16 protein-coding genes are annotated in these 24372 nt (G+C 65.0%); 7 read left to right on the top strand and 9 right to left on the bottom strand.

Going from position 1 to position 24372, the window contains the following annotated elements; all coding sequences use genetic code 11:
• A partial coding sequence (locus tag NA10_RS33530) for a hypothetical protein (RefSeq protein ID WP_218021634.1) occupies positions 1-660 on the top strand: 660 nt, incomplete at its 5' end.
• Between the two features lie 13 nt (positions 661-673).
• On the opposite strand, the gene NA10_RS33525 is transcribed toward NA10_RS33530, so the two are convergent.
• The 7 genes from NA10_RS33525 to NA10_RS33495 all read right to left on the bottom strand — a co-directional run bounded on the left by NA10_RS33525 (position 674) and on the right by NA10_RS33495 (position 15808).
• Entirely contained in the window at positions 674-1759 is a 1086-nt protein-coding gene (locus tag NA10_RS33525; protein WP_157556930.1) for a hypothetical protein, read from the bottom strand.
• 175 nt (positions 1760-1934) lie between these two features.
• Positions 1935-3179 (bottom strand): TIGR02679 domain-containing protein, encoded by a 1245-nt coding sequence (locus tag NA10_RS33520; protein ID WP_218021633.1) that lies wholly within the window; start codon positions 3177-3179, stop codon positions 1935-1937.
• Positions 3176-8257: an SbcC/MukB-like Walker B domain-containing protein gene (locus tag NA10_RS33515; RefSeq protein ID WP_067574732.1), complete on the bottom strand. Its 5082-nt coding sequence runs from the start codon at positions 8255-8257 to the stop codon at positions 3176-3178. The genes NA10_RS33520 and NA10_RS33515 overlap by 4 nt, the downstream gene beginning before the upstream one ends.
• Entirely contained in the window at positions 8258-9631 is a 1374-nt protein-coding gene (locus NA10_RS33510) for a DUF2398 family protein (RefSeq protein ID WP_067574731.1), read from the bottom strand. It abuts the gene before it with no gap.
• A complete protein-coding gene (locus tag NA10_RS33505) occupies positions 9628-11229 on the bottom strand; it encodes a DUF2397 family protein (RefSeq protein WP_067574730.1) in 1602 nt (533 codons plus the stop codon). The genes NA10_RS33510 and NA10_RS33505 overlap by 4 nt, the downstream gene beginning before the upstream one ends.
• Positions 11230-11303: 74 nt before the next feature.
• A complete protein-coding gene (locus tag NA10_RS33500; protein ID WP_067574729.1) occupies positions 11304-14489 on the bottom strand; it encodes an AAA family ATPase in 3186 nt (1061 codons plus the stop codon).
• Entirely contained in the window at positions 14486-15808 is a 1323-nt protein-coding gene (locus NA10_RS33495; protein WP_067574728.1) for a metallophosphoesterase family protein, read from the bottom strand. The genes NA10_RS33500 and NA10_RS33495 overlap by 4 nt, the downstream gene beginning before the upstream one ends.
• A 133-nt stretch (positions 15809-15941) precedes the next feature.
• On the opposite strand from NA10_RS33495, the gene NA10_RS33490 reads away from it, so the two are divergent.
• From NA10_RS33490 to NA10_RS33470, 6 genes are all read left to right on the top strand, one after another.
• Positions 15942-16781, top strand: coding sequence for a hypothetical protein (locus NA10_RS33490; RefSeq protein WP_067574735.1), 840 nt, complete (start codon positions 15942-15944; stop codon positions 16779-16781).
• Positions 16782-16917: 136 nt separating this feature from the next.
• Positions 16918-17991: a hypothetical protein gene (locus NA10_RS33485; RefSeq protein ID WP_245678183.1), complete on the top strand. Its 1074-nt coding sequence runs from the start codon at positions 16918-16920 to the stop codon at positions 17989-17991.
• Entirely contained in the window at positions 17988-19517 is a 1530-nt protein-coding gene (locus tag NA10_RS33480) for a hypothetical protein (protein WP_067574726.1), read from the top strand. Before NA10_RS33485 ends, NA10_RS33480 begins: the two co-directional genes overlap by 4 nt.
• Entirely contained in the window at positions 19507-20850 is a 1344-nt protein-coding gene (locus tag NA10_RS33475; protein WP_067574725.1) for an AAA domain-containing protein, read from the top strand. The genes NA10_RS33480 and NA10_RS33475 overlap by 11 nt, the downstream gene beginning before the upstream one ends.
• A gap of 144 nt (positions 20851-20994) precedes the next feature.
• Positions 20995-21318, top strand: coding sequence for a hypothetical protein (locus tag NA10_RS37355; RefSeq protein ID WP_157556928.1), 324 nt, complete (start codon positions 20995-20997; stop codon positions 21316-21318).
• 186 nt (positions 21319-21504) lie between these two features.
• Complete coding sequence (locus tag NA10_RS33470; protein WP_157556927.1) at positions 21505-22113, top strand: hypothetical protein; 609 nt, start codon at positions 21505-21507, stop codon at positions 22111-22113.
• A gap of 184 nt (positions 22114-22297) precedes the next feature.
• Here the strand turns inward: NA10_RS33470 and istB are convergent, their stop codons facing one another.
• Both istB and istA read right to left on the bottom strand, forming a co-directional pair.
• Positions 22298-23086 (bottom strand): IS21-like element helper ATPase IstB, encoded by a 789-nt coding sequence (gene istB / locus NA10_RS33465; protein ID WP_067574723.1) that lies wholly within the window; start codon positions 23084-23086, stop codon positions 22298-22300.
• Positions 23086-24312, bottom strand: coding sequence for an IS21 family transposase (istA, locus tag NA10_RS33460; RefSeq protein WP_067574722.1), 1227 nt, complete (start codon positions 24310-24312; stop codon positions 23086-23088). The genes istB and istA overlap by 1 nt, the downstream gene beginning before the upstream one ends.
• Positions 24313-24372 lie beyond the last annotated feature (60 nt).

Raw genomic sequence — 24372 nt, 5'->3', positions numbered from 1 at the left:
CAGAATCTTCTCGCTGACTCCGCGACGGGACTCGTCGACGCGGGGTGGACAGGTCGCATGATCGGGTCGTTGGTGGATGTCTGCGAACCAACGGGCAGGAGTCGTCCCCAAGCCCTGCTGTGGGGGCACGAACCGCGCCCGACTGGCAGGACTGATCCAAACAAGGTGGCCGCGTACATGTACAACACATCCACCGGCCAAGGGCTCGAATGGCGAGTCCACGATGCTCCCTTCATCGTGGAAACATTTTGCATGGGCGACCACGGGATCGTCTCCGGCTACCACCACGCTCAGTCTGGGCAGGTCGAGCCATTACTCCAAGCATCCCGCAACACTGCCGCCGAATCCTGGGGCCTGCCCGTCTACCGAACAACGGTGTACGCCTTCTCCGATGCGCTGACCGACTTTCCGAGCGAGGATTTGCGTCCGTTGATTCACCGTCTCATGGAGGCTTTCTGGTGTTACCCCACGTTCGTCGAGGCGACTGTGTGGGGTGCGTACCCGTATGACAGCGATCCTGCTGGCACTGCGGTACGGCCCCTTGCGAGGGCTCTCAGCGAGGATGCCCTAGTTCGGGGCGATCGGGCTTGGCTTGATGGTTCGCTGGCGCTGAGTTCGGAGCGTTTGCGCAGTCAATACCTTGCGAGAATTGGGCGCTGAATTAGCTCAAGTTTCAGGTCGCTTGCGACCGCGAAGACCGATTTGCTGTTCGGGGACTCGCGAGCAGTGCTCGGGCTGTTGCTAACCGAGCGATGATCTTCTCAGGTCCGCGATCTGGCGGGTAGTGGGTCAAATAGCGTCGGAGGACAGCGACTTCGGCCTGGTAGTTGCCCAACTTACGAAAGACAATCGCGGCCTGCTCGGTGATCCATTGAGTTCGTGGGGTCTCGATGATCGTGGCCGCTGCGTCCTCGGCGTCCAGCATCCGCGTGAGGAGTCGGGCTGCATCTTCGAGCCTGCCGGAGCGCTTGAGTGATTTCACTTCCTCGAACCAATGGCGAACGTCCTTTCCGTCGACCAGGCCGGCGGCTCGCGCACGTGCGACGCGCTCACGCTGAGCCCGCTCGACCGCGTCGCGTTCGTCCGGCCACAGGAAGGGCTCGGAACTGATTTGCACAATGTGGGTGCTGCCAGGCTCCGGGATGCTGACGCCGACAACGATGTGTCCTGAGTCCAGCCGACGCAGTCTCGCATATCCGCCGTTCTGACCGGATTCGACGCGTCTGACGGCGTTCTCGCAGTCCTGTGAGTAGCCCGCGCTCACGGTTCCTACATGTGTCGATGACACATACACGTCGAATGCTGATTCGCCGTTGCACAGTTCGACGCGGCATTCGGTGTACAGCTGGTCCGCATCTTGTAAGACGCCTTGTCGTTGAGGCTGGAACTCGGCGCCCCACAGCGCTCTGGCCCACTCGGTTTCGAAGAATTCCGAGCGATGCAATTCCGCGGGCAGGGACAACCACGTGTCCAGATGGCTCGGCCAAGTTCCGCGCAGTTCGAGGTGCCTGCCCGCCGGACCCGCTGGATGCATTCTTGCTCGCATCTTTACCGCGAAGCCCATCGAGTTCGCCCGCACAATCATCGGATGCATGTCTACGGCAACATCAGGATCGAGATGGCCGATACGGTTATCAACCAGCATGAGAGCCACGGCGGGTGACCCAAGCAGTTTGCCAGTTTCGGGGACGATTTCGACGTCGAAGAGACCGTTGTCCTCCATCGCTTCCAGCAGATCGGGATTGTCGAAGCCGATCACGGTTTCCGGGGATACTGAACCGTTGAGCCACAAGTCTACTGGTCCAGGGCGACAATAGCTCACCTCAGTAGCAACAGATTTGACTTGGTCTGCGGTTGGCTCTGGCTGACTGTCCATCTAGGGATGAGCCCTCTCGATTTGGCTGTTGTGTCGACTCCTGGATACACCGTCTCCGTCAAGCGAATAGGGTTTTCAACACAACGTTGTTCTCTTGAAAGATCGCCCTGCCGCTTTCCATAAGTGCTCCTGCCAGTTCGGCCGGGAGTGTGGGCGGCAGAGCGCTCAGCGGCACCGTGGACGGCTGGGACCTGGCTTGTCGGACAACCTCTTCGTTCATCCCAACGATTCGCGCTCCGTAGAGATCTCGGATCTGACCAGCGATGATCAGTCCGTCCCGGTCGAGGTCGCCTGAATAGGACAAGGGCACGTCGCAGTCGAGGGCTCGTTGCAGAAAAGCATGATCCACGGCTCGTAGATGCCCGCTGGTGCAGGCCAGTGGCTCGGTAAATCCGATTGCAAGGGCTGCTTCGAGGACCGATGGATTTTCAACCACAAGCAGCGGAGTTGTCTCAAGGTCCGGCGGGTGGACAGTGAGGTCGTACAGGGTCAGCGGCAATGGCCCCCCGCCGAGCCGAAGGCGCTGGTCCACGATCCCGTTTCCCGAGGCCTGAAGGTTGAGCACCAGTACGGACGAAGAGAGGCGGTCGGCAAGAATACCGACTCGGGCCAATAGAGCACGCACCGCGTCGGGCCGGGTGGGTTCCGGCTCGTCGAGTAGTTCCGCAACTGCCTCCACCAGGCGCCGTCCGGTGAGGGTATCCAGGTCGAAGGCGTGGGGATCACCTGCGCAGTCGTGCGCTAGCTTCGCCAAGGTCAACGGTGCGGCCACCGATCCTCGTAGGATGTCGATCGTGATCAGAGCTGCCTTGAGCCGTTGACATTGCAGAGCGATCGCCTCGATGTCCGACTCGGCGACTCCGCTGGCACAGATCCGGCGAGCCAATCGTGGAACCGCCCCCAGGTCGGATTCGACCTGAGCCCAGAGCTGTTCTCGCACAGTGGCGCTGGCTGCGCGGGCCAGCGCTCGGTTGACCAGTGGCCGACCTACCGCCAGGGTCGCAATCACCGGTAAGTGCTCGGGATCCAGACCAAAAAGGTCGAGTAGTTCTCGCAAGGGCACCTGCGTTTGGTTGCCCGCGGTCGAGACCGCCGAGTTCCCACGTCGCCGACGGGTGCTTGTGTCGAGCCAGTTCCTCAGTACAGCCACACCACCGGCCGGCATGTTGGAAACGGTGATCGTCGCGATCCGTGCTGGTTTGGTTCCTGCACAAAGTCGTTCGTGAACCGCCTCCCACAGCGGGAGCAGATCCGCGTCATCCGCGAGCTCTCGGACGGTGTGTGGCAGTTGTGGTTCCGTCACGACAACTCCGCCGTGTTCCCGATGCCTTCGGCAATCAGCACCGGCTGACCCGAACCGGTCCAGAGCCAGGGCATCACGACCCGCACATCACCCGAGTGAGTCACCTGAGCGATCATGACCCGTTCAGCCTCGGCCTTGAGCATCGCGCTCATCTCCGGCGCGGTCGAGAGAACATCGAAGTTCCATTTCCGAAGCAGCGCCAGCAATTTTCGGACGTTCTGCGGGTCGAATGCGGCGTTCATCTCGTCGACGAACAACAGCCGCGGGCCTTGATAGTCCGGTGTTCCGTACATCGACCAGGCGGCCGCCAACAACGGAAGCATTGTCGCCAACCGCATTTCACCGGTGCTGAACGAGGCGAGCGGGTTCGTGCGGGCCGTGAGCGGTCGGAATACCTCGGTCGCACCGTCGCCGAACGAGGCATGGGTGACCTTGATGTCCCACTCGTGCCAGACGCGGTAGTCGAAGGTGTGCGCGACGCGGGCCTCCCAGGTGTCTCCGGTCGCGTCTTCGAGCCGCTGGCGCAGCACGTCGTACATCTGCTGGAAAGTTTCATCCGACGGCAAAGCGCTGACCAGCTCGATCATCTTCTGAGCGTCGGGATCGGACTTGACTTTCCAGTCGACTTCGACACCTACTCGAGCGACACCGGTGCGCACGCCGGCGAGCGTGGCGCGGATATGCCGGACTAGTTCTTGCGCGGCGGCCCGACGGGTGGCGATCTCTCGGCGCAGCGCCGTGAACATACTCGTCTTGAGCGTGTTCTTCACGTCGTCTCGCAGGTCGCGCTGCAGCTGCTCGGCGGTCTGCTGCAGCGTCATGACCGTCTCGTGCAGGTCTTCGCCGATCAAGGCGTCCGGGGCAGCGACGACCGCCCTGCGCCAATCGGTTCCCTGGATGGTTTGCAGCGTCACCTGCCGGTCGAATCGGACCAGCTCGGTGCTGGTCTTCTTGGCTTCGGCCTCCAATCGGACGCGCCGATTCTCGAGCAGCTTGGCGAGTTCGTCACGGGGGTAGGCGCGCGGCTCGGCCGCCAGCATGCTCGTGCCCCACGCCAGGGCCGCGGTGAGATTGGTCGGTCGCCCGGCCGCGTCGACGGGAATGTCGTCGTCGACGGTCGCGATGCGCTCGTCGACGAGCCGATTCATCTGCTGCAGGCATAGTTCGCGCCCCAGTTCGGCCTGTTCACGTTGCGGCGCAATGTTTTCGAGGGTGCTGCGCGCACCTGCCTCCGCCACTTCGGCTCGATGGATCTCGTCGCGGACTTCTTCGACATGCGTTTGCGCGTTCTCATAAGCTGTCGTCGACTCTGTAAGTGCGTGGCGCAGCTGCTCGTACTCGGCACCGTGAAGTTCGCGCATCTGGGCGACGGTTGCGGCCTCGGACAGCGCCTCCGCTCGCGCATTGGTCGCTTCCTCTGATTGCCGGTCGGCGCGTTTGTGCAGCTCGAGCGACGCGGCGGTCGATGCGCGTGCTCGGGCACACAGGTTCAGCGCTCGGTCGATGCAGCGCTGCCAGGTGTGCACCTGCTCGAAAAGCTGCGTGAGCGAGCTCGAGAAGTTCTTCAACGCGGCGCGGTCCGTCGGCAGCATCCGGCCCTCGCCTAGGTCCACCGCCCGGTTCAAAGCCAGCAGCGACTGCCTGGACTTGGCTTGTGCTCTACGAAGCCGTTCTCCGGTGGTGACGACCTGGGTTCGAGCGTTTGTCAACTGCTGGGTGGCGTCGTCCTCTTCGGCAAGGGCGTCGAACAGGGCTTCCAGCGATGGGAACCTGCGCTGATCGTCGTCGGTGCGGTTTTGTCCCGCTACCGCATTCTCGAGCCGTGCTGCGGTCAGGACCGCGAATTCGGTTACTTCCTCGGCCTTCTCGGCTGCGTGGGCCGCCGAGTCTTCGGCTTGCTGTGCCAGTGCGCGCGCGGTGTCGACTTCGTTGCCAACGGCGGCGAGGGAGTCGGTCCGGGCGCGTCGCGCCGCGGCCAAAGTGTCGCGGACGGAACGCAAATCGGCATCTGCACGTGAATGACGTTCGGCGGCTTCGTGATCAGCGGTGTGCGTGGCGCCCTGCGCCGTGCGCGCGTTCGAGCGGGCGGCCTTCCAGGGTGCTGACGAAGGTAACGATTCCTGCTCGGCATTCGCCTCGGCTATCGCGTCCTGGCATCGCTGCCGTTCGCGTAGGGCGGATTCGAGTTCGGCGGTGAATACTTCGAGCCGGCTTTCGAGATCGGCGATCCGTTCCGCACGAGCTAGTTCTCGAGCCGTCGTCCCGATGTAGCGACAGGTGTAGTTGGTCGGTGCGGCGGCGGTCAGCACGCCGGACTGAACAGTGGTGCCTTCCGCAGAATCGACGAAGGAGATGCTGCGTAGTACCGACACTGTCACTGCCGGGTCGATTGGGCTGTCGGGTTCGACCGTGAGCAGATCGGCGAGGTTGGGTCCGTGAACGGGTGGGATGCCTGTCAGAACGGTGTCGCCGACCCGTGCCCGGCCGTCTGCGGTGACGACGGCGTCCAGGATCCCGGAAACCAGAAGTGCACCTTCGCAACGGTTTCGGAGGTTAGCGGGAATGCCGTCGTGGAAGTTGATCAGCGACCACAGCGGACTGCCGTCCGCACGGGTCCGCCAGTTCGGGGCCGTCGGGGGGAGCGGCGCTCGTCTGGCGTCGAGGAGCTCCGCGCTCGTCTCGTCGACGCGTTCTCGGCGCTGGTCCACGTCGTGATCGGCTTCGGCGAGCCGACGGTTCAATCGGGCGATCGCAGTTTGGGCCGCCTCGGCCACCGCCGCGTGTAGGGGTCCGTCGTCGTAGTCTGCGAGCACCGACAGCGATCGATTGGCGACAGCTACCGGGGGCGTGGTGCGATCGAGCCGATCCTCGCTTGCCTGGGTTCTGACTGCGCTCAGCTCGGTGAGCATCTCTCGCGGATCGGTAGTGGGCAGTTGCGACCTGATCGTCCATTCACCACCCAGGTGCTGCAGGCCGGATCGCCAATTCCGGACACCGTCTGACCAGTCGACGAGCGCTCGCAATGCGTCCTCTGTACGGTCGAGTTGCTCGACGATCGCCATGTGCCGGTGCTCTCGGGCGGCGTCGACCAGACGGTCGTGTTCCAGCTGGGCCTGGCGTTCGGTGCGGGCCTCGGCTTCGTCGGCGATGAGGTTCTGCTGGCAGTGCTCGTCGTAACGAGTCTTCACCTCGACGACAGCGTCGGCAGCTTTGTCGGCAGCCCTCCTCTGGTCCGAGGCGAATGCTGCGGCTCGGTTCGCGGCTTCATCGGCAGCGGTTTTGCGAACGCGGTGACCGGTGACGTCGAGCCGATCCCGAATTGCACCAGCCTGCTGGTCGAGCCACGCCGTGAGCCGCGCCGGATCGACCCGGCCCTCGATCGGGTCAGGGTCGAGCAAAGCGTCGGGTACCGGTGGAAAGAATTCGGTGGTTTGCTGCCATGTGGTGATCGCGGTGTCGAGTTGCTGCTCGATCGTGCTGCGCGCCATGACGCATTCGGACAGCGCGGCGTCGCGTCGATCGGCCTCATCCTGCGCGGCGCGGTGCTCGTCGGCGGCGTCGGTCGCAGTCCGATTCGCCGCACCCAGCGCGCCGAGCGCGCCGCTGACCTCCTCGACCTGGCCTCGACGCATACGAACCCATTCCAAAGGGGTGGTGGCGATTTCGTCGACCGAAATGTCGCTCGATGCCACGGCATCCGGATCGAGTTGGTCAGGACGGGCCAGCTCCTCGGCGGTCGATACGAGTCTTGTCAAAACGCTCTCAGCAGCGATTGCGCCGCCGGTCCGGGACAATTCCTGCACCGCCTTTGTCAGACTCTGTTGCGCTGCGATGGCGTCCCGATCGGCCTGCGCCGCAGTCGTACTCGCGGCGACCGCGTCGATTCGTCCTTGCTCTGCTCGCTCCTCGGCGGACGCCGCCGAGGTGTCCAGGTCCTTTGCGCGCTGTTCGAGGTGGGGGAGTTCGGCGCCGGCGTGGTCACGCAAGGCCGTCTCGGCGGCACGAACCTCACCTTCGAGCCGGGAAACCTCGAATTTGGCCTGCTTCAAGGCCTCTTGTTGTTGCTCGATGATCGATAGGGCGTCACCGAGTTCCTTTTTTGCGGTTCGCTCGGAACGGGTGAGGTTGTCGAAATCGGTGTTCGCCGACCGTAATGCCGCGGCGACGGTCAACGCGACCGCCCTCCGGTATAGCTCGTACACCCGGTCGGTTGTGGCTAGCTTCTTCGTTTGTTCCGTAGTGTCGGCCAGTTGACTCTCCAGGGTGGCGATTCGTTGCATTGCCGTGGCGATTTCGCGCATCTTTCCCTGGTCGAGTGCGGGCAAGGCGCTCGTGAGCACATCGAGCATCTCGCGTGCGGAGATCTTCTCCGCGGTCCGGACGCTGCGTAACGTGCGGAGGACGCTGAGCAGCGCGTCGTATTGGAGTTCGTCGAGCGGTGTGAACAGTCGCGTGCGAACCGCCGTGCGGTATCCCGACTCGGCACTGATCGAACTCAGGTGCGCGGCCGCTTTCGGCCTGAGACGCTGTGCGTCGGTGAAGAGTTCGCCACCGCAGTCGGCGAGTTGCTTTGCGAGGCGGTCGATGGACACCGCGTTGCGGTCGATCTGGAGGGTGAGTTCATCGCCGACTCTGGCCGGGACCAGGAAGAACGCGCGCAGCAACGATTGTCCGGACGATCGGAGCCACAGGCCCGTCGTCACATACTCGGTCGCGCCGGTGACGGGATCTGTTCGGCCGTATTCGAGCCACCACGCCCCCGTCTTGTCGTCCTTGTCGCGATTGTCGGTGTGCCGACTCATCAGGGTCCCCGCCGCACGGCCGGAGACACTGAGTGCGGTTTGCGAGGTGTCGCCATCGAGCAGGACGGTAACCAGCTGGGAGGCGGTCAAGGATTTGCCCGAGCCATTGCGACCGATGAACGCGAGCCAGCCGTCGGCGAACTGGAACTCCTCGTCGGTCCACTTCCAGCTGTTGAGCACCCCGGCACGGGTGGGCTGCCAGCGGCCGGTGACCCCGGGAATGCCGTAAACGGTTGAGTCCGTGGCGGTTTCGGCGCGAAACATATCCGTGGACATTCAGTGCGCTCCTTCGGAATTATCGAATAGCAGCAGCGGGGCCGGGTCGCCGGTCTTGCCGGTCGGCTCCTCGCTCGAGTCCGGGGCATGGGCGTTGAGCTTGATTCGCCACATCCGCACCGCGGGGGTGGGCAGCCAACGGCTTTCGCTGTCGTTGTCACCCTCGACCGTGCCGTCGATCGGTGCGACTCGAATCAGGAATCCCGCATCGGCCAGCTCGCCCGCAGCGGCCTCCGCCAGCAGGGACAGCTGGGCATATGCCGCTGCCCATCGTGGTATCCGAGCCCGCACTTGCTCGAACAGACGCACCGCCTCGCCGATCTCAATGGGTCGCTCGTACCCGTCATCGGTCAGCGGACGCCGCGAAAGGTGCTCGAGCAATGCCAGAGCGGCCTGCCGTTCATTGCGCCGCCCGGCGGGAAAGTCCAGCGCGCTGCCGAGCCCGGAGGGATCGGCGACTTGCCACCAGTCGCGCCGGACAACACCCACCAACCCGAGCGCGTGCAGCACGTTGAGTGCGCGATTGCGGCCGGGCGAGGTTTGCAGGTAATCGTCGCAGCGCGGGTCTGCTCCCGGGTCGTCGACCAGTCGCCGGATCGCCTGCTGACGTCTGCGGGTCGTGTCGTCGCGTCCACCCCGACTGTCCGGTGTCGGAAGGGAGGGGTCTATCGACGGAGACTCGGAGTCGACGTCAGCGGTGTCAGCGCTCAGGGCCATGGCGTGCTGATGCGGCGGTAGCTGCGACAGTTTGAGCAACGAGGGCGAGAGCGAGGAGAACTTCGCCGCCAGCCGGTCCCTCGACGCCGCGACGACTCCGTCACCAGTGCCGTCCGCGGCGGTCTGATCCAAATCTCCTTCGACGGTGACCGTTCCATCGGCCTCGAGCAGCCGAAGGGCGTCGACCAGGCTATGCCGATTGGCGTGCGCTTCCCGTTTGGACACGCCATCGCCCGGCACCACGGCGAACTGCGGTAGCAGACCCTGCTCGCTGTCGGCCGCGCACACCTGCGCCACCGCCTGCAACAGGTCGTTCAACGTCATCCGCGGTCGGCGCCACAGCTGTTCGCAGACCAGGGCTGCCACGATCAACACGAGGCGGGGCGCCACGGTCTGATCCCGGCCCGATCGGCGCAGTCGCGGCCCACGCTCGCCGGGCACGTCGTGCCTGCGTTTGTGTAACCGGACCATGTCGGCCGGTTCGTAGACGTCCAGAGTCCACCCGAGTTCGGCGGCGAAGAACCTCGTCAGCTCGCCCCGTCCACGAACCGCGGCCCGATACAGCTCGGGTTCCCGTTCAGCCAGCAATCGGGCCTGAGCGATCAGTCGGCGCGCTGGCTCGGCGAGGTCGGGATCGAGCAGCGCGTCCTGTCTCATGCGACACCTGCATTCGCGGTCGATGTCGAGTCGGCCTGCACTGCCGGAGGAAGCTCCGCCTCTGCGGACACTACGGTCACCCGAAGGTGGGGCCCGCTCAGCTCGCCTTCGTCCAGTGGCACTACCACTCGCTCATGACGGTCGACGATCCGGACGCCGATGAGTACGCCTGCTTCGTAGGCTTCGACTTGTCCGATTCCGGTGGCGGGATCGATCATGTCCAGCGCCAGTTGCAGCGCGTCGAACAACACAGCGGCGGTCTCCCCGTCGAGCCCCGCGAAGTGGTCGAGTCCGACCTCGCCCGGGGTCAGCAACGCCGCCGCGCAGTCGCGTCGGTGCCGGGCTTGGGCCCGCGCCTGCATGAGCGCTCGCTTACGCTCTGCCGTGGCGTCGGCGACCTTCCTCGGTCGGCCACTGACGGAACCGTGCCGCTCATGCTCACGCAGCGTCAACTCCACCGTGAACGGCACCTGGCCGGCTGCCGCCGTCGTGGCATGGTCGACGTTCTCCTGCGCCGGGCCCGCCACGACATGCCACGCGGGCCAGTCGCCGAACGCGGCCGCGTATACCTGCCGAGCGCTCTCGTCATCGATCTGCTGATGTAGCGATTGAGCGATGGTCCGGAAATCGACCGACAGGTCCGACCCGCGTAGCCGCGCGTTGTAGCGGCGATCGACCGCATTGAGCAGCGTGTTCACCGCACCGTAAGCCGACTCGATGAGCCTGGGCACGCTGCCCTCCGGCACGAACCAGGCTTCCAACGCCGACAACAGCGACACCCGATCGGTGACCCAACGTTGCTGTGTGTGCGGCTCAAGCAGTCCCGCATACGCGACTGCGCACTGCACGACATGCTGGTGACCGGCCAGCCGTAGTTCGGTGAGCGCCGCGTCGACTCTCACCAAGCCGCGGTCGTATTCTCGCGCGAACTGCCTCAGCGCCTCGACGACCCGGTCTCGGTTGCCGTCGAAGACCTCGTCCTTGGTGACATCGGACTGCACCAACTGACCGAGCGCATCGTAGAAATCGGCTGTCACCCTTTGCAACTCGGCGATTCGCGTTCCGACATCGCTCAGGTCTGCATCGAGGAGACCATGCGAAGCCGGATTCTGGACGTGCTCTAACAGTGTTCGCAAGGTTTGCTCGACGCTGTCGAGGAGTCGGCTTGGCAACTGCAACGCCCGGTCCGCTGAGGAGACCGCATTTCGTACCGCCGCGACGACAGCACGTCCTCTACGGGTCAGCGCCCACGCCTCCTGCCTCCCGAGGACGCCGTGGTAATTGCGAACAGGAGCCGCAAAATCTCGGAATGGCTCGGCCAGAGCCCATTTGGCGAGCTGGTCCAGCAATGCTCTGAGATCGGCCTCGGAGATCGGATCGTGAAAACCGACGGCCCGCAGCCGCTCTGTGATCTCGGCGAGGGTCGATCTGGGTCCGCGAGTGCTCAGTTCCTCCAGGGCTGCCAACAGTGCCGAGTAGCGCTCGCGATACGGCTCCTCGGGTATCGCGAACGCCGCCCAGTCGCCAGGAACCACATTGCGCCACCACTCCGGCGATTCGCTCAGTTCGCCGCGACCGCGGCCACCTTTTTCAGTCATCCGGGTTCCTCCCCGCCCCAATTCAACACCGGCAGTTACCAATACGGTGTCAAGCGCTCGACTCGCCGCCATCGTTACGCCAGATCCTGCAGACCGCTGGCGAGGTCGGCGTGGATGAGCTCGTCGCGTTCGGTCGCCGTCAACCAGCGTGCTGTCGACCCGGTGGGCTCACGTTCGACCCACAAGACGTCGTCGACGGCTTCGGCGACAGCGTGCAGGTGGCTGATCACCATGACGAGGCGGTCGCTGCCGGCCCTGGCGCGTAGCACATCCAGTGCCGCCTCCAGCGCGGCCCGGTCCAGGGTCGCGAATCCTTCGTCGAGGAATAGTGAGCCGAGGCGCGGACCGCTGTAGGAGTGCAGTTCGGCCAGTGCCAGCGCGAGCGCGAGCGAGGCGAGGAACTTCTCGCCGCCGGAGAGCCGGTTTGCGCTGTGGACGACGCCGGAGCCGCGGCTGACGATTTCGAAATTGTCGGCGAAGCCCAGTGTCTCGTCGGTCAACTGGCCCAGCAGTTCGCTAGCGATCCCCAGGAGCACACGGGTGTTCCGGGCGGTGAGGTGGCCGAGGAATCTGGCCTCGACGAGTTCGCGGCGCAGCACCTCCAGTGCTTCGAGGCGGGCGCGTCCGGCGGTGATGGCGAAGTCGAGATCGGCGGCGGGCCGCACTTGCTGTTGCGCTGTGCGCTGTTCGCGGCACCAGTGCTCGGCCTCTTTGTCCGCCTTCGTTTTCGCCTCCACCAACGGGTGCAACGCATTCGGTGCCATCAGGTCGGCGCGATCGTCGAAACCGTCGACATCAGCGAGCGCGGACGCCTGTTCGGTGAGACAGGCGACTGCGGTATCCGCGTTGAACTTGTGGGCGAGATGAGCGTCGGTGAGCTCGGTGTCGAGAGCGGAGGTGACCTTCGCCAACTCGGCTGCGAATTCCCGGATCTCGGTGATTCCCGACCGCCTGGGCGGTTCGGGTACGCGGTGGCGCATGCCAGCGTCGAGGTAGGCGATGGCGTTTTCGGCGGCGTGCGCCCATCCTTCGAGAGCTTCGCGCAGCTTGGTCAGCGGTGTCTGCAACTGCGTGTGCGTCTCGCGGTCGAGAGCATTCCGGGCGGTGAGGACCGCAGTGTTCTCCGCTCGCGCGTCCTCTCGGGCTTCGGAAATTCTTCGAATCTCCGAGAGCCGGTCGGCGACTGCCGCAGCCGCCGTGGTCACATCGTCGGGCCCGATCTCGATCACCTCGTCGGGCAGTAGCGCCCGGATCCTGTCGGGTAGAGCGCAGACCTGGGTTTCGGTGACGGCCACGGCTTTTGCCAGTCGCCGCGACGCGTCCCGGGTGGCTCGCATCTCCTTCTGGTTGTTGTCCTCGCGTGCGCCCAGCGTCTGGCGATCGGTATCGATCCTGGCGGTATGGCCGAGGGCTTCGGCGTGCCGTCGTCCGACGTAGTCGGCAGCGGCTTGTTCGCAGGTGGTTATCGCCGACAGCAATGGGCTGGTGATCGCTTCGCGTTCGACACCGGGCTCATCGGCGTGTTCGGTCGAGGCGGTCATGGCGGCGGTCAGTGCTGCCCAGGCGACTTCGGTGTCGAAGGATCCGCCTACCCGCGTGGCCAAGGTGGCGAGCTTCGCGAAATCCTGTTGTACCGCGTTGCTGACCTTCTCTGCCTCCAGGTGTGCCGTTCGAACGGTGTCCGCGTGTTCGGGCACGGAGGTTTCGGATAGCGTGACCGAGGCTCGGGCTTGGGCGAGTTCGGCCGCGGCTTTCTCGTGTACGGTCTTCGCTTGGCGCAGCGCCGTTTTCACGCCACGTGTTTCGGCGGCGGTTGCCTCGGATGCTGGTTCGAAGGTGGCGGGCAGGTGTTGGTGACAAACCGGGCAGTCGTCTCCGGGGCTCAGATCGGCGGCGATCGCAGCGGCCTGGTCGCGTAGTTTCAGCGCGTCCAGTTTCGCCTCGACGGTCGCGACATCCTCGGCGGCGGAGTCGTTCTTCCGCTCGAGGTCGGCGACCGTCTGAATGTGGACGGTGTGCGCGTCGACGGCGGTGCGGTGGGCGCGAGTGGTTTCGGCGATGCGGCGTGCGGCCGTCATTGCGGCGGTCACGCGGGTGCGGGTAGCGGAGGCGTGTGCGCGGAGATCGGCGGCCAGGCTCTCGGCGGCACGCGTGGCGTCGATGAGAGGCTGCGCCTGCACGGCACGATGAGCCAGCTCGGTATGGGCGGCTGTGATCTGTTCGGCGTCGGCCTCGAGCTGTGCGGTGCGGTCGGCGATCCGCTGGCGTTCGCCGCGGTGCTCCGCCGTGCGTGTCGCGAGGTTGTCGAGAATCGCGGCGGCCTTGTTGAGAGTGTCCTGGCTTTCACCACCGGCCTCGATGGCCGCGAGTTGCGCGGCCAGGTTCTTCTCCATTGTCGCGGCCGTCGTAGCACGTAGTTTCAGGTCCGCTCGTTGTGTGGCGAGGCGAGCGGCGACTGGTTCGAGGGCGTCGAGGGACTCCGTCGCTTCCCGCACTGTCCGCTCGGCGAGCCTATCGGCCGCGGCGGTTGCCGAATCCGCGCGGGAGCGCGCCGAGGAGATCTCGTCGCGCAGTTTCGTGATGGCGTCGAGCGCGGTGCTCAGGCGGGCGGCGCTCGCTTCGGCGGCGTCGGCCGCAGTGCCGGCATCGGCGGCGGTTCGAGCCGGGTCACCATGCATCGCTTGGCGTTTGATTTCAGCCTGTCCGATCAGCCCGGTGAGCCGCGTGGAGTGGTCGACGGCGATCTGGCGGACGTCGGCCAGGGAATCGGTGCCGAACAGTTCACGAAGCCGGGTCGTACGCTCCTTGGTCGGGGCGACGAGCAGCTTGTCGAATTTGCCTTGGGGCAGTAGCCCGACGCGCAGGAAGGTGTCATAACCCATCTGCAGCACGGCTTTCAGGCGCGTGCCGATGGGGCCGACGCCATCGAGCTCCTCACCGGTATCCAGGTTGATCAGATGATTCCGTCCACCATTGCTGTTGGTGGCGTGGATGGTTCGGTGCACCTGCCAGCGGTGCCCGTCGTGCAGGAATACGAGTTCGACGCTCATGGCATCGGCGTTGTCGGCGATGAGTTGGCGCGGTTCGCTGGCGTCCCAGGCGCTCTTGCGGAACAGCGCGAAGGTGATGGCGTCGAGCAGGCTGCTCTTGCCGGCGCCGGTGTCGCCGAGCGCGGCGGCCAGACCTTTACCGGTGAAGTCGATGGTGACCGGTTTGGGGTAGCTGCGGAATCCGGTCAGCGACAGCGTAATCGGTTTCATCGCTGTGTCTCCGATCCGATGGTCTCGGCGTTGATCAGCAGGCCGGCGCGATCGACCTCGTCGAGGCCGTGCCCCGCGATGGCGGCGGTCAGTAGCGTTTCCTCGCAGCAGGGTGTCGGGTCGGTGGGATCCGGTTCGGCCTGCAGGTGAGCGAGGGTAGCCATGACGCGATCGAGCGTGCGTCCGGTCACTTTGTGGTCAGCCAGGTAGTCGTGCAGCAGGTACTCGACGCTGGGCAGTTCGTCGGTCGAGGTCGTGCGGTCCAGCACGCGGCTCACCGCGCCCGGGCGGTGCTCCTCTATATCGATGATCGTCGCCCCGGGCAGCAGGGCCGCAAGGGTTTCCGGCAGTGACGGGGTGGGTTCGGCGACGTCGACCACGGCCTTCACCCAGGCGTCGCCGATGCGTCCGGCGCGCTGCGTGATCTCCTGCAATGTTCCGACGAGCTTGACGAGGCGGCGACCGGCAGTCAGTGGCACGACCTCGATGCGGGGATCGTGTCCAGGAGCGATCTCGGCCAGCACGACACTCTTGGTGTCGTGGGTCTCGCCGAAATCCATCTGTAAGGGGCTTCCGGCGTAGTGGGCGGGGAAGCCGATGTTGTCGAGGCGCTGGGGCTTATGAATGTGTCCAAGTGCGCCGTAGTCAACCGGGGGCAGTCCAGCGGCGGCGACTGCGTAGTCGGTCTCGAGGGAGATCGACCGCTCCGAATAGGATGGCGTGGCCCCCTCGACGAACAGGTGCGCGGCGAACACCAGGATGTCGCGCGGGCCGCGTCCGGCAGCCAGTCGGTGATGGACATCGGCTTGCACCGCGCGCATCTGCTTGGCGTAGGAACTTGTCGCCGTCGCGGGATCTGCGAAATCATAGGTGAACCGATTGGGGTGCAGGTACGGCAGAGCGCCGATACGGACGGTCAGATCTCCTGCGGCAGCGGGGTATTCGGCGATCAGGAGTCCTTCGGGGCGAGCGTCGGTCGCGAAACGCACTCGTGCGTCGGCGCCGCGGCGGTTACCCATGTCGTTGAGGATGTACTCCAGGAACATCAGGACGTATCGGGTGTCATGGTTGCCAGCGACGACGACGACCGGTGCGATCTGCCCGAGACGGCGCAGCGCATGTGCCGCACGCCGCATGTCGTCCAAACTTGGGCGGGGGCCGTCGAAAAGATCGCCGCTGTGCACGATCAGGTCGGGGGTGAAATCCTCAGCGATGTCGATGATTTCGTCCAGTACAGCGTCGAATTCGGTGTCGCGCCGATGACGGTTGATCTGACGGCCGAGATGCCAGTCGGATGTGTGGAACACGCGTCCAATCACGGGATTCTCCGAAGGAAGTGGCGGGCGAGACTGTGGGTCGCCGCCGCGGTCTGGTGGAGTCGAGCGACACCGACCATACCGCAATCTCGGGAATATGTCTGGAGAATTTCTGGAACTCTGGTACGGTCGGCTCATGAGCAACCCGATGGATGTGTTGGAGAAGAGCATCACCGAGTTGCGCCGCGCAATCCGCGACGCAGCCGCGGCCGGTGATGCCGAACGGGTCGCCGAGCTGCGCGCCCAGCTTCGTCGCGCCGAACGCGCCTGGGATGCCCTCCTCGAAACCGACGAGCCCCCCGTGGAACAGGCGGCGATCGAACGGCCGGAAACGCCTGTGCCCCATGCGATGATGCTGCCCGCGCGCGAGCACGTCCACCGGGCGCTGATGCTCCTGCACACACCCGCGGCACCGAAGCTGATCGTCAGCGTGCACGAGGCGTTCTTCCCCGGCGATCTGTCCACCGCCAAACTCTCAAGCCTGCGCCGCGACGAGGAACGCTCCTATCGCGCCGCCCCCGGCACCCGCCCCTTCTATCTGTGCCCGGCGCTAACACACGACCTGCTCTCGCCCGCGCGGGCGCTGATCACGATCAGCACTTGGCCCCTGGAACAGAGGATCATCGGTCCACTGTCTCCACGCGTGGATTTCCTCACCGGCGCGATCCATATCGCCGAGGCGGTACAGGCCGCCCAGGCCACCGACGCCGGACCCACGCCGGCGGCACTACGCCTACTCTGGCGATTCGCCGCCAACATACCCGGCGCGATGCCCACGGACCCGGCACTGCAGGGCAGTCGACAGGACCCCCACCTGGTCATCGCCGCGGCCCAGGCCGAGCTGGAGGTGCACGCCGCCTCCGATCTCGCGACACGCACCGGATCCGCACGCCGGGCCCGCAAGCAGCTCACCGCCGACCAGCAGTTGTTCGGTGCGTCGCTGCAGCAGATCAGGCGTGCACAGGCCGACGCCTGACGCCATCGCCCCCATCCGAATCCCCACCCATCACCTCAAGGAACCAACTTCCGTGAAGGTAGTCCCCGACGAACGGCTGGACGCGCTGCGCGGGTCCGCGCCGCGTCTGACCTACAACGCCAGATCCCTGGCCGCATTGGAGAACAACCCGCGCTGCGCCCTCCGAGCCGTCCTGGACGCTTCCGGCTCCGACAAGGCCGCCATCGCCGCCCACGCCGGATACCCGAGCCAATTCGGCCAATCCATCTTCGCCATCACCCGCGGCAACACCTTCGAGAAAATGGTCAAGGCCGACGGTTGCGCGGAACTGCTGCGCGTTCTGCGGGAAACCCTGGAACTCACACCGAGCGAGGCCGGATACCGAGGCCTTGAGGACGTCGGTGGCGACGGCAGTCCCGCGGCTCGCCACGCCCGGACCAAGCAGCTGCTGGTGGCCGCGGCACGCGGCGCGGGCGACAGCACCCTCTACGACCACCCGATGCTGAAGCTCGTTGTTGGCGGGCACCCGGTGTATCTCGAACCGGACCTGGTTGCGTTCCGCATCCGCGACTGCTTCCACGTCGTGGAGATCAAGAGCTTCCCGATCATCGACGGGCAGGCTGATCCGGCGCTGGTACGGTCGGCCACGACCCAGGCGTGTGCCTACATCATCGCGTTGCGAGCGATGCTCGCCGATGCCGGTATCGAACCCAAATACGTATCCGACACAGTCGTTTTGGTATCGCCGAAGAACTTCACGAACCGTCCCACCGGCGCGTTCGTCGACGCGCGCAAGCAGGTCCGCAATCTGGCCCGGCAGCTAGCGCGCATCGAACGCATCGGCGACCTGATCGAATTGCTGCCCCCCGACCTAACTTTCGACCTCGCCGCTGACGACACCGGAAAACCGCAACGCCCCGCCCACGAGCTGGCCGCGGCGCTGGACCAGGTGCCCGCCACCTACCGCCCGGATTGCCTGAACCATTGCGAGATGGCGTTCTTCTGTCGCTCGCGCGCGCGGGCCTGCGCATCACTGGATGTTCTCGGACCTGCGGTACGCGAGCATCTCGGCGGGATCGACACCGCGACAATGGCACTGGGTCTAGCGCGCGGTCAATTGACACCGGACGACGACCAAACCGAGATGGCGCTGGCACTGCGGCACGCGGCTCGACTGCGCGCCGAGCTTGTCGGATCGGCTGGCGGTCCTTCAGCAGGGAGTATGCGATGACGAGAGTGTCGGCGCTGGCGCGCCTGGAAGCAATGGAGGCCATGTCGGCGATGCCGCTGACCAAGTTCCGCCATCGGCACCTCTCGGCCCGGCCCCTTGTGGTAGTGCCACTGGCCATGGCTGGCGAAGCCGGGTCGCCCTTGGCGGCGATCGTCGGAGTGTCCAAGAGATCGCCGACGCTGCTGGTCGTCGGCCAGCCGCGAGACCGGGTGCAACGGTTCGCCTTCGCCGCCGACCTGGGCCGGATCGTGCTGGACTACATCGATTCCTGCCGCGTGGATCGTCGGGAGATCAGTTCTCGCGGTAAGGAATCGCGTTCCCGGTACACCGATGCCCCGCAGATCCTGGTCCCCAACCCCGGTGGCATCAAATTCCTGGCCGATCTGGGTCGCGCCTGCCGATTCCGCAGCACCACAGGCGATTACCCGGTACCCGCCGGTGTACCCGAATTGGGGATGTGGCTGACCTTCCTGACCAACACGGCCGAGGAGGCCGGGACCTCGATGCTGATGCCCGTCACCGACATGCTCAGCGAACACTGGGCGACCGGACAGAGCACACTCGAAGACCAGAACCTCGCCGCGCTGATGGCCTGGATCGCACCCCCCGACGGCCTCACCGTCGAACAAGCCCTGCTCGACGCCGAGAACCCCAGCGTGTGCCCACCCGCCGGTCCGGCGACCTCACCGGACTTCGACAACATCTACCTCGCCCACGCCCTCAAGCAATCCGACACTGCACGAGCAGCGGGCAACCACGATGCGGTTGCGGCGGCGCAGGCCGAGCTGCGGGAACTGATCAACGAGCAGATCAAGCCGACCTGGCGGCTGATGTGGACCGCCATCTCCCTGCTGCGCGGTGTCCCCGAGGCACCGCGAGTGGCCAAGCGCTTCGAAAACGACTGCACGTCCTTCACCGGCTACTCCGACTACCAGGACTCCGGATCCGCCCTGCCCCAACGCACCCGCGACAGCGCAATCGGCGCGGCGAAACGACTGAGCAGACTCGAACGTGCCCTGGAAAACCTCGAAGCCGACATGGCCTTCGACGATCCCTACGTCCTGGCCGACCGACGCAGCAACGGAGAAGCATTCGCCGGAGTCGTCGTGGACGCCGAACCCGACCGAGTTGTCACCACCGACAAGAACAAGCGAGTGCCGCGTCCCCTCATCACCATTCGCACGCTCGACCCCACCCGGCTGGCCGACGACACCCGCCTGATCAGCCCATCCATGCCCGCGGGGCACAAGGCGATGATCACCCGCACCGAACCCGACGGCGAAGCGAGCCTGGTCACGGTCGAAATCAACGGCGGTATGGGCCGCGCACTGATCCCAAAACCCGGAACAGTCCCCGAACTCGGCCAAGTGATTGCGTACTTACCCGACCCAGGCTGGCGGCCGGCACCGGTGTTCCCCGAACAAGACCAGACGGTTTGGACACACAGCAGCACCGACGAGAGGCCGGACCCCGACAGTTCGATACCCAGCGAGGCCACCGCAGAGGAGTGGGGCGATGACAACTGACGACAACGGCATCGATGCTGCCGTGGCGGCCGAGCAAACTACCACGGCGATCCTGGCCGACCTCGCGACGCGCGACCACAAAGCCGTGGTCGTGGACTCCCCACCCGGCGCCGGCAAGAGCACGCTGGTGGTCCGAGTTGCCGGGCACCTCGTCGAGGGCGACGAGCGGCCAATCATCGTGGCCCAGACCAACAACCAGGTCGACGACCTCATCACCCGCCTGGCCGCACAACACCCCGACGTCGCGATCGGCCGACTCAGCGCCAGCACCTACACCGCGCCACAAGCTGTGCGGGCGAATTCGACCGTCGCCACCGGTGTCGCCGACCTGAACGCGTGCCAGATCATCGTCGGCACCGCGGCCAAATGGGCTACTGTCCGCGACGGCAGCTTCGGGTGGGCGATCCTGGACGAGTCCTACCAAATGCGCTCGGACGCACTGCTTCAGATTGCGGAACGATTCGATCGGGGCCTGTTCGTAGGCGATCCCGGACAGCTGGACCCGTTCACCATCGTGGGAACCGAACGCTGGATCGGACTGCCCCACGACCCGACCCAGAACGGCGTCACCGTGATGCTGCAGCACAACCCGGATACCCCCGAGCACCGACTGCCTGTGTCCTGGCGCCTGCCACCCACTGCCGCCCCCACCATCGCCGAGGCGTTCTACCCATTCACCGGCGGCTTTACCGCCGGAACCGACAGCGGCACACGTTCCTTGGAGTTCCGCACCGCAGCCTTCGGCAACGCCGATCTCGACGAAACCCTTGCCATGGCCCTCACCACCGGATGGGCGTTGCACGAACTGCCCCGCCGCCACGTTCCCCGCACCGACGCTCAAACCATCCAGACTGCCGCGAACTTGGCCGGACGACTGCTCGACCGTGGTGCCGTCGCCACCTGCGAGCGGCACCGCGACGGCCGCCTGCTGGACGCCACCGACATCGCCATCGGCGTCGCACACCGCGACCAGGCCGACCTGGTCCGGGCCGCACTCTCCCGCACAGGCAACCCGGACGCGGCACGGGTAGTGGTCAACACCGCGAATCGGTTGCAGGGCCGCGAGTTCGAGGTCGTGATCGTGGTACACCCCTTGTCCGGCCGCCGCGACGCCACCTCGTTCCATCTTGAGGCCGGGCGACTGTGCGTGCTCACGTCCCGCCATCGGCAGGCCTGTATCCTCGTCGCCCGCGAAGGAATCACAGACCTCCTCGACAGCCATCCCTCGACCGACCCGGTCCACCTGTCGGTGCCCGCGAAGTTCCCCGACGGCTGGGAGGCCAACCAAGTCGTGATGGCCAAACTCATCGCCGATCACCGCGTCGCCGCATGATCCCAGAAGACCAGGGACCAAGAGCGTTCTCTGAAGCCGCGAGGACAAATGGCGGACATACAAACTCATCGCCGGGCACCACTGTCGGTGCTCTACGGCATACTCGTCGGTAAATGCACGCCGACTTTGCCTCGGAGGCACGCCATGTCAGCTGTTGGTGATCCTCAACGCTTGTCCGACAGTGAAATTCAGCAGATCGCCTTGGACTTGGCGAAAGGCCGACCACGGGTGGTGTGGTTCACCAGCGCAGCCGTTGGTATGGAAGCAGGCCGGTCGGGAAGGGTGATCGCGATCGGCGATCCAGCCGAGGACGAGTGCCTGAGAGTGCAGCCCACCGGCTCCAAGGACGTATTGCCATTCTCCCCCGTGGAGGTGACGCTGGTTAAACCGCGGCAGCGCAGAAGAAGATTCGCGGCCAGAAAGCCGATACAGAGGCCCGACTATTCGTCCCAGCAAACGCTGTGGTGAGGGTGCAGGAGTTCCGCAGCTCGGAAGGAATGAGCTGAGGGTCTTGTTTGAGATCCTGTTGCGCTTCGGGTAAAGCGCGACCGTGAATCGGTTGCGTAGGAACAGTTTTCCGTTAGCCTCGCTGTGTCCAGCGAGGCTGAACGGGAGCCGCGGTGTCGATTCGGTAGTGATAGTCGAGTGGGGGCGATGGACAAGCAGACGAGCATTTCATTGGTGGCGGCTTTGGCCGGACCACTGGCCACCGCATTAGGTCCGCTGCTGGTGTATCGGGTCTCGCGTCGCGATGATCGTGAGGATCTCAAGCGGGATCTGGAACGGTACAACGCGATGCCTGAGGATCTCCCGGAACGAGCCATGCTCGCGGCCCACATTGGGAAACGTGAAAGAGACTTGATCGAACTCGAGCCGGCGCGTCGACGGGCCCGAGCGGCGATTACGTTCTTCTTGATTGCCTTTGGAGGGCTGACAGCTCTCGGGGTTGTTCGAGTGCGCAGCCACTGGCCTTACTACCTGATTACTGTTGGTATGTGGGCGCTGCTGGCAATGACGCTGGTCGCATTGGGCGGTATGGTCGTGTACGGGCAAGCTGCGGGAGTGAGCCTGTACAAGGCGAGACCCTTCATGATGGAAGCCGCACTGTATCTGCCGCTTACGCTAATTCTGGGCATCACCTGGGTGCTGGTCGCCGCACTGAATCTGGTACGGCGTCTCTTTGGCCGCCAGCCTTTGAGATGGGTGCCGTTGCGGCAGCTATGGCGGGTCTTCTTGCCGACGGCGTCCGGCTCGTCTGGGTAGGTGTACCGCTGTGCCCGTGTCGATGCTGTTTGCCGTGGTAGTCAAGGAATTCCGGAAGGGCAAGTCTGTCCAGGGCGCCATCAGCGATGGAAACCTGAGCAGGCTCAGAGAGCTGTATCCGCTGTCGACGCTCTTCGAATTCCGGCCGGTGGCGCTCCTCGAAAATCGGCCACTTGATGGTTGTCTAGTCTGCCGTGTTGTCGGTTCGCATGGACGGGAGTGTGTCGATTTCGGTGTTGCGGAGTCGGTAGCTGTTGCCTTTCAAGGTCAACACGTCGGCGTGATGGACGATCCGGTCGATCATCGCGGCCGCGACGACGTGGTCGCTGAACACGTCTCCCCAGCGCGAGAACGGCAGGTTTGAGGTCAAGATCAGCGAGGCGTGTTCGTAACGGCTGGAGACCAATTGGAAGAACAGGTTCGCCGCGTCCTGCTCGAACGGGATGTAGCCGACCTCATCGACGATCAACAGACCGTAGCGCCGCAACTTGACCAACTCCGCGGCCAATCGGCCCTGCTGGTGGGCGGTTTGTAGGCGGGTGACCCATTCGACCGCGGTCGCGAACAACACGCGGTGCCCGTGGTGCGCGGCGGCGATGCCGAGTCCGATCGCGAGGTGGGTTTTGCCGGTGCCGGGCGGGCCGAGCAGCACCACATTCTGGGCTTTGGCGATGAATTGGGCGGTGCCCAGATGAGCGATGGTGTCGCGTTTGAGGGCGGGTTGGTGGTCGAAGTTGAACTCCTCGATCGCTTTGCGGGCGGTGAATCCCGCTGCGCGGATCCGGATTTCGGCTCCGGAGGACTCGCGAGAAGACACCTCCCGAGACAAGACCGCAGCGAGATATTCCTCATGGGTCCAACCGGCATCACGGGCTTGCTCGGCGAGGCGGGCGGCGCAGCCACGGATTCGGGGTGCTTTCAAGGCGTTGGCGTAGTACTCGATCTGCTTGGCGGTCTCGGTCGGTGCGGGCATCACGCGACCCCGCTGTCGTCGAAATCGATACCGAAGGCGGCGTCGTAGTCGGCGAGATCACGCAGAAATCCGTCACCCGTTTCTGGGTGAGATGCTTTGTGCCCGAATGCTTCTCTGAGTCGTGCGGCAATATCGACGTGGATGGGGTCGGTGATGGTTCGCCGTTTCGACCAGGCCCTGACGTGCGAGCCGACCAGTTGTCCGTCGCAGCGGGCGGTGACGGTGTCCAGATCGGCACGGATATCGATCATCCGGCCGATCACGGTCGGGTCGATCGAGTAGTCGTTACCCAGAACACGCAGGTAGTAGTCGCGCGGGAGCCGAGCTTGATGGGCGAACCCGACCGTCGGAGCGATCGGCGGCAACGCTGTCATGCAGGCGCGGTCGGTGCCGATCAGCTCGACCGGTGCGGCAGCGATGCGCCGGACCTGCCGCGTATTCGCCATCGGAATCCATTGAGCCAGTTGGCTATTGAAATCCGCCGGCGAGCTGAAGTCTCGGCCGGGCAGGAACGAAGTTTCCAGATAGCCGTTGACACGTTCGACGATGCCTTTCGATTCGGGGTCGAACGGTTTGCACTGAACGATCCGGGTGCCCAGGATCCCGGTGAACGCATTCACCCCGGTCGCTAAATGTCCGCCCTTGCCGATTCCGGACTCGTTGTCCCACAACAGTCTTCGTGGAACGCAACCGAGTTGCCCGGAGATCAACGCCCACATTCCGGCCAGTAGATCCGAGGTGGTGCGGGTCGGGATCATCATCGCGGTGATGAACCGCGAGAACGACGCCACCATCACCAGCACCGGTGGAGTCCCGATCTGCCCGGCGCCCAACGGTATTCGGGTCGGCGGGAACCACAGATCGCACTGCGCTTGATCGCCAGGGCGATACTCGAGCCGATCGGCCGGATCTTTCGGCGCGTACTCGGGCCGCAGCTCGGCGACCTTCTTGCGGAACCACGACGGCGACCCCGACCAGCCCAGGCGCTCGGCGATCACCGACGCCGGCATCGACGCAAACTCCGCCAGCAGCGCCCGCACGTGCGGTTCGAACTCGTCGAACGCCGAGGGCCCGGCCACCCGTTCGTACTTCGGTGGCGATTTCGAGGCGATCGCTCTCGCGACCGTGTCTCGCGAGAGGCCGAGCCGGGCCGCGATCGCCCGCCTCGACAGGCCCTCGCTCGTGTGGAGATACCTGATCTGCGCCCAATCTTGCACTGAGATCACCCTTCCGATGGTGGATGGGTGGCCTACTTTTCGAAGAGCGCCTGTGGCCGATTATTCGGG

The organism is Nocardia acidivorans NBRC 108247, assembly GCF_001625085.1.
GTDB lineage: Bacteria > Actinomycetota > Actinomycetes > Mycobacteriales > Mycobacteriaceae > Nocardia > Nocardia acidivorans.
This window is presented reverse-complemented; position numbering and strand designations above follow the sequence as displayed.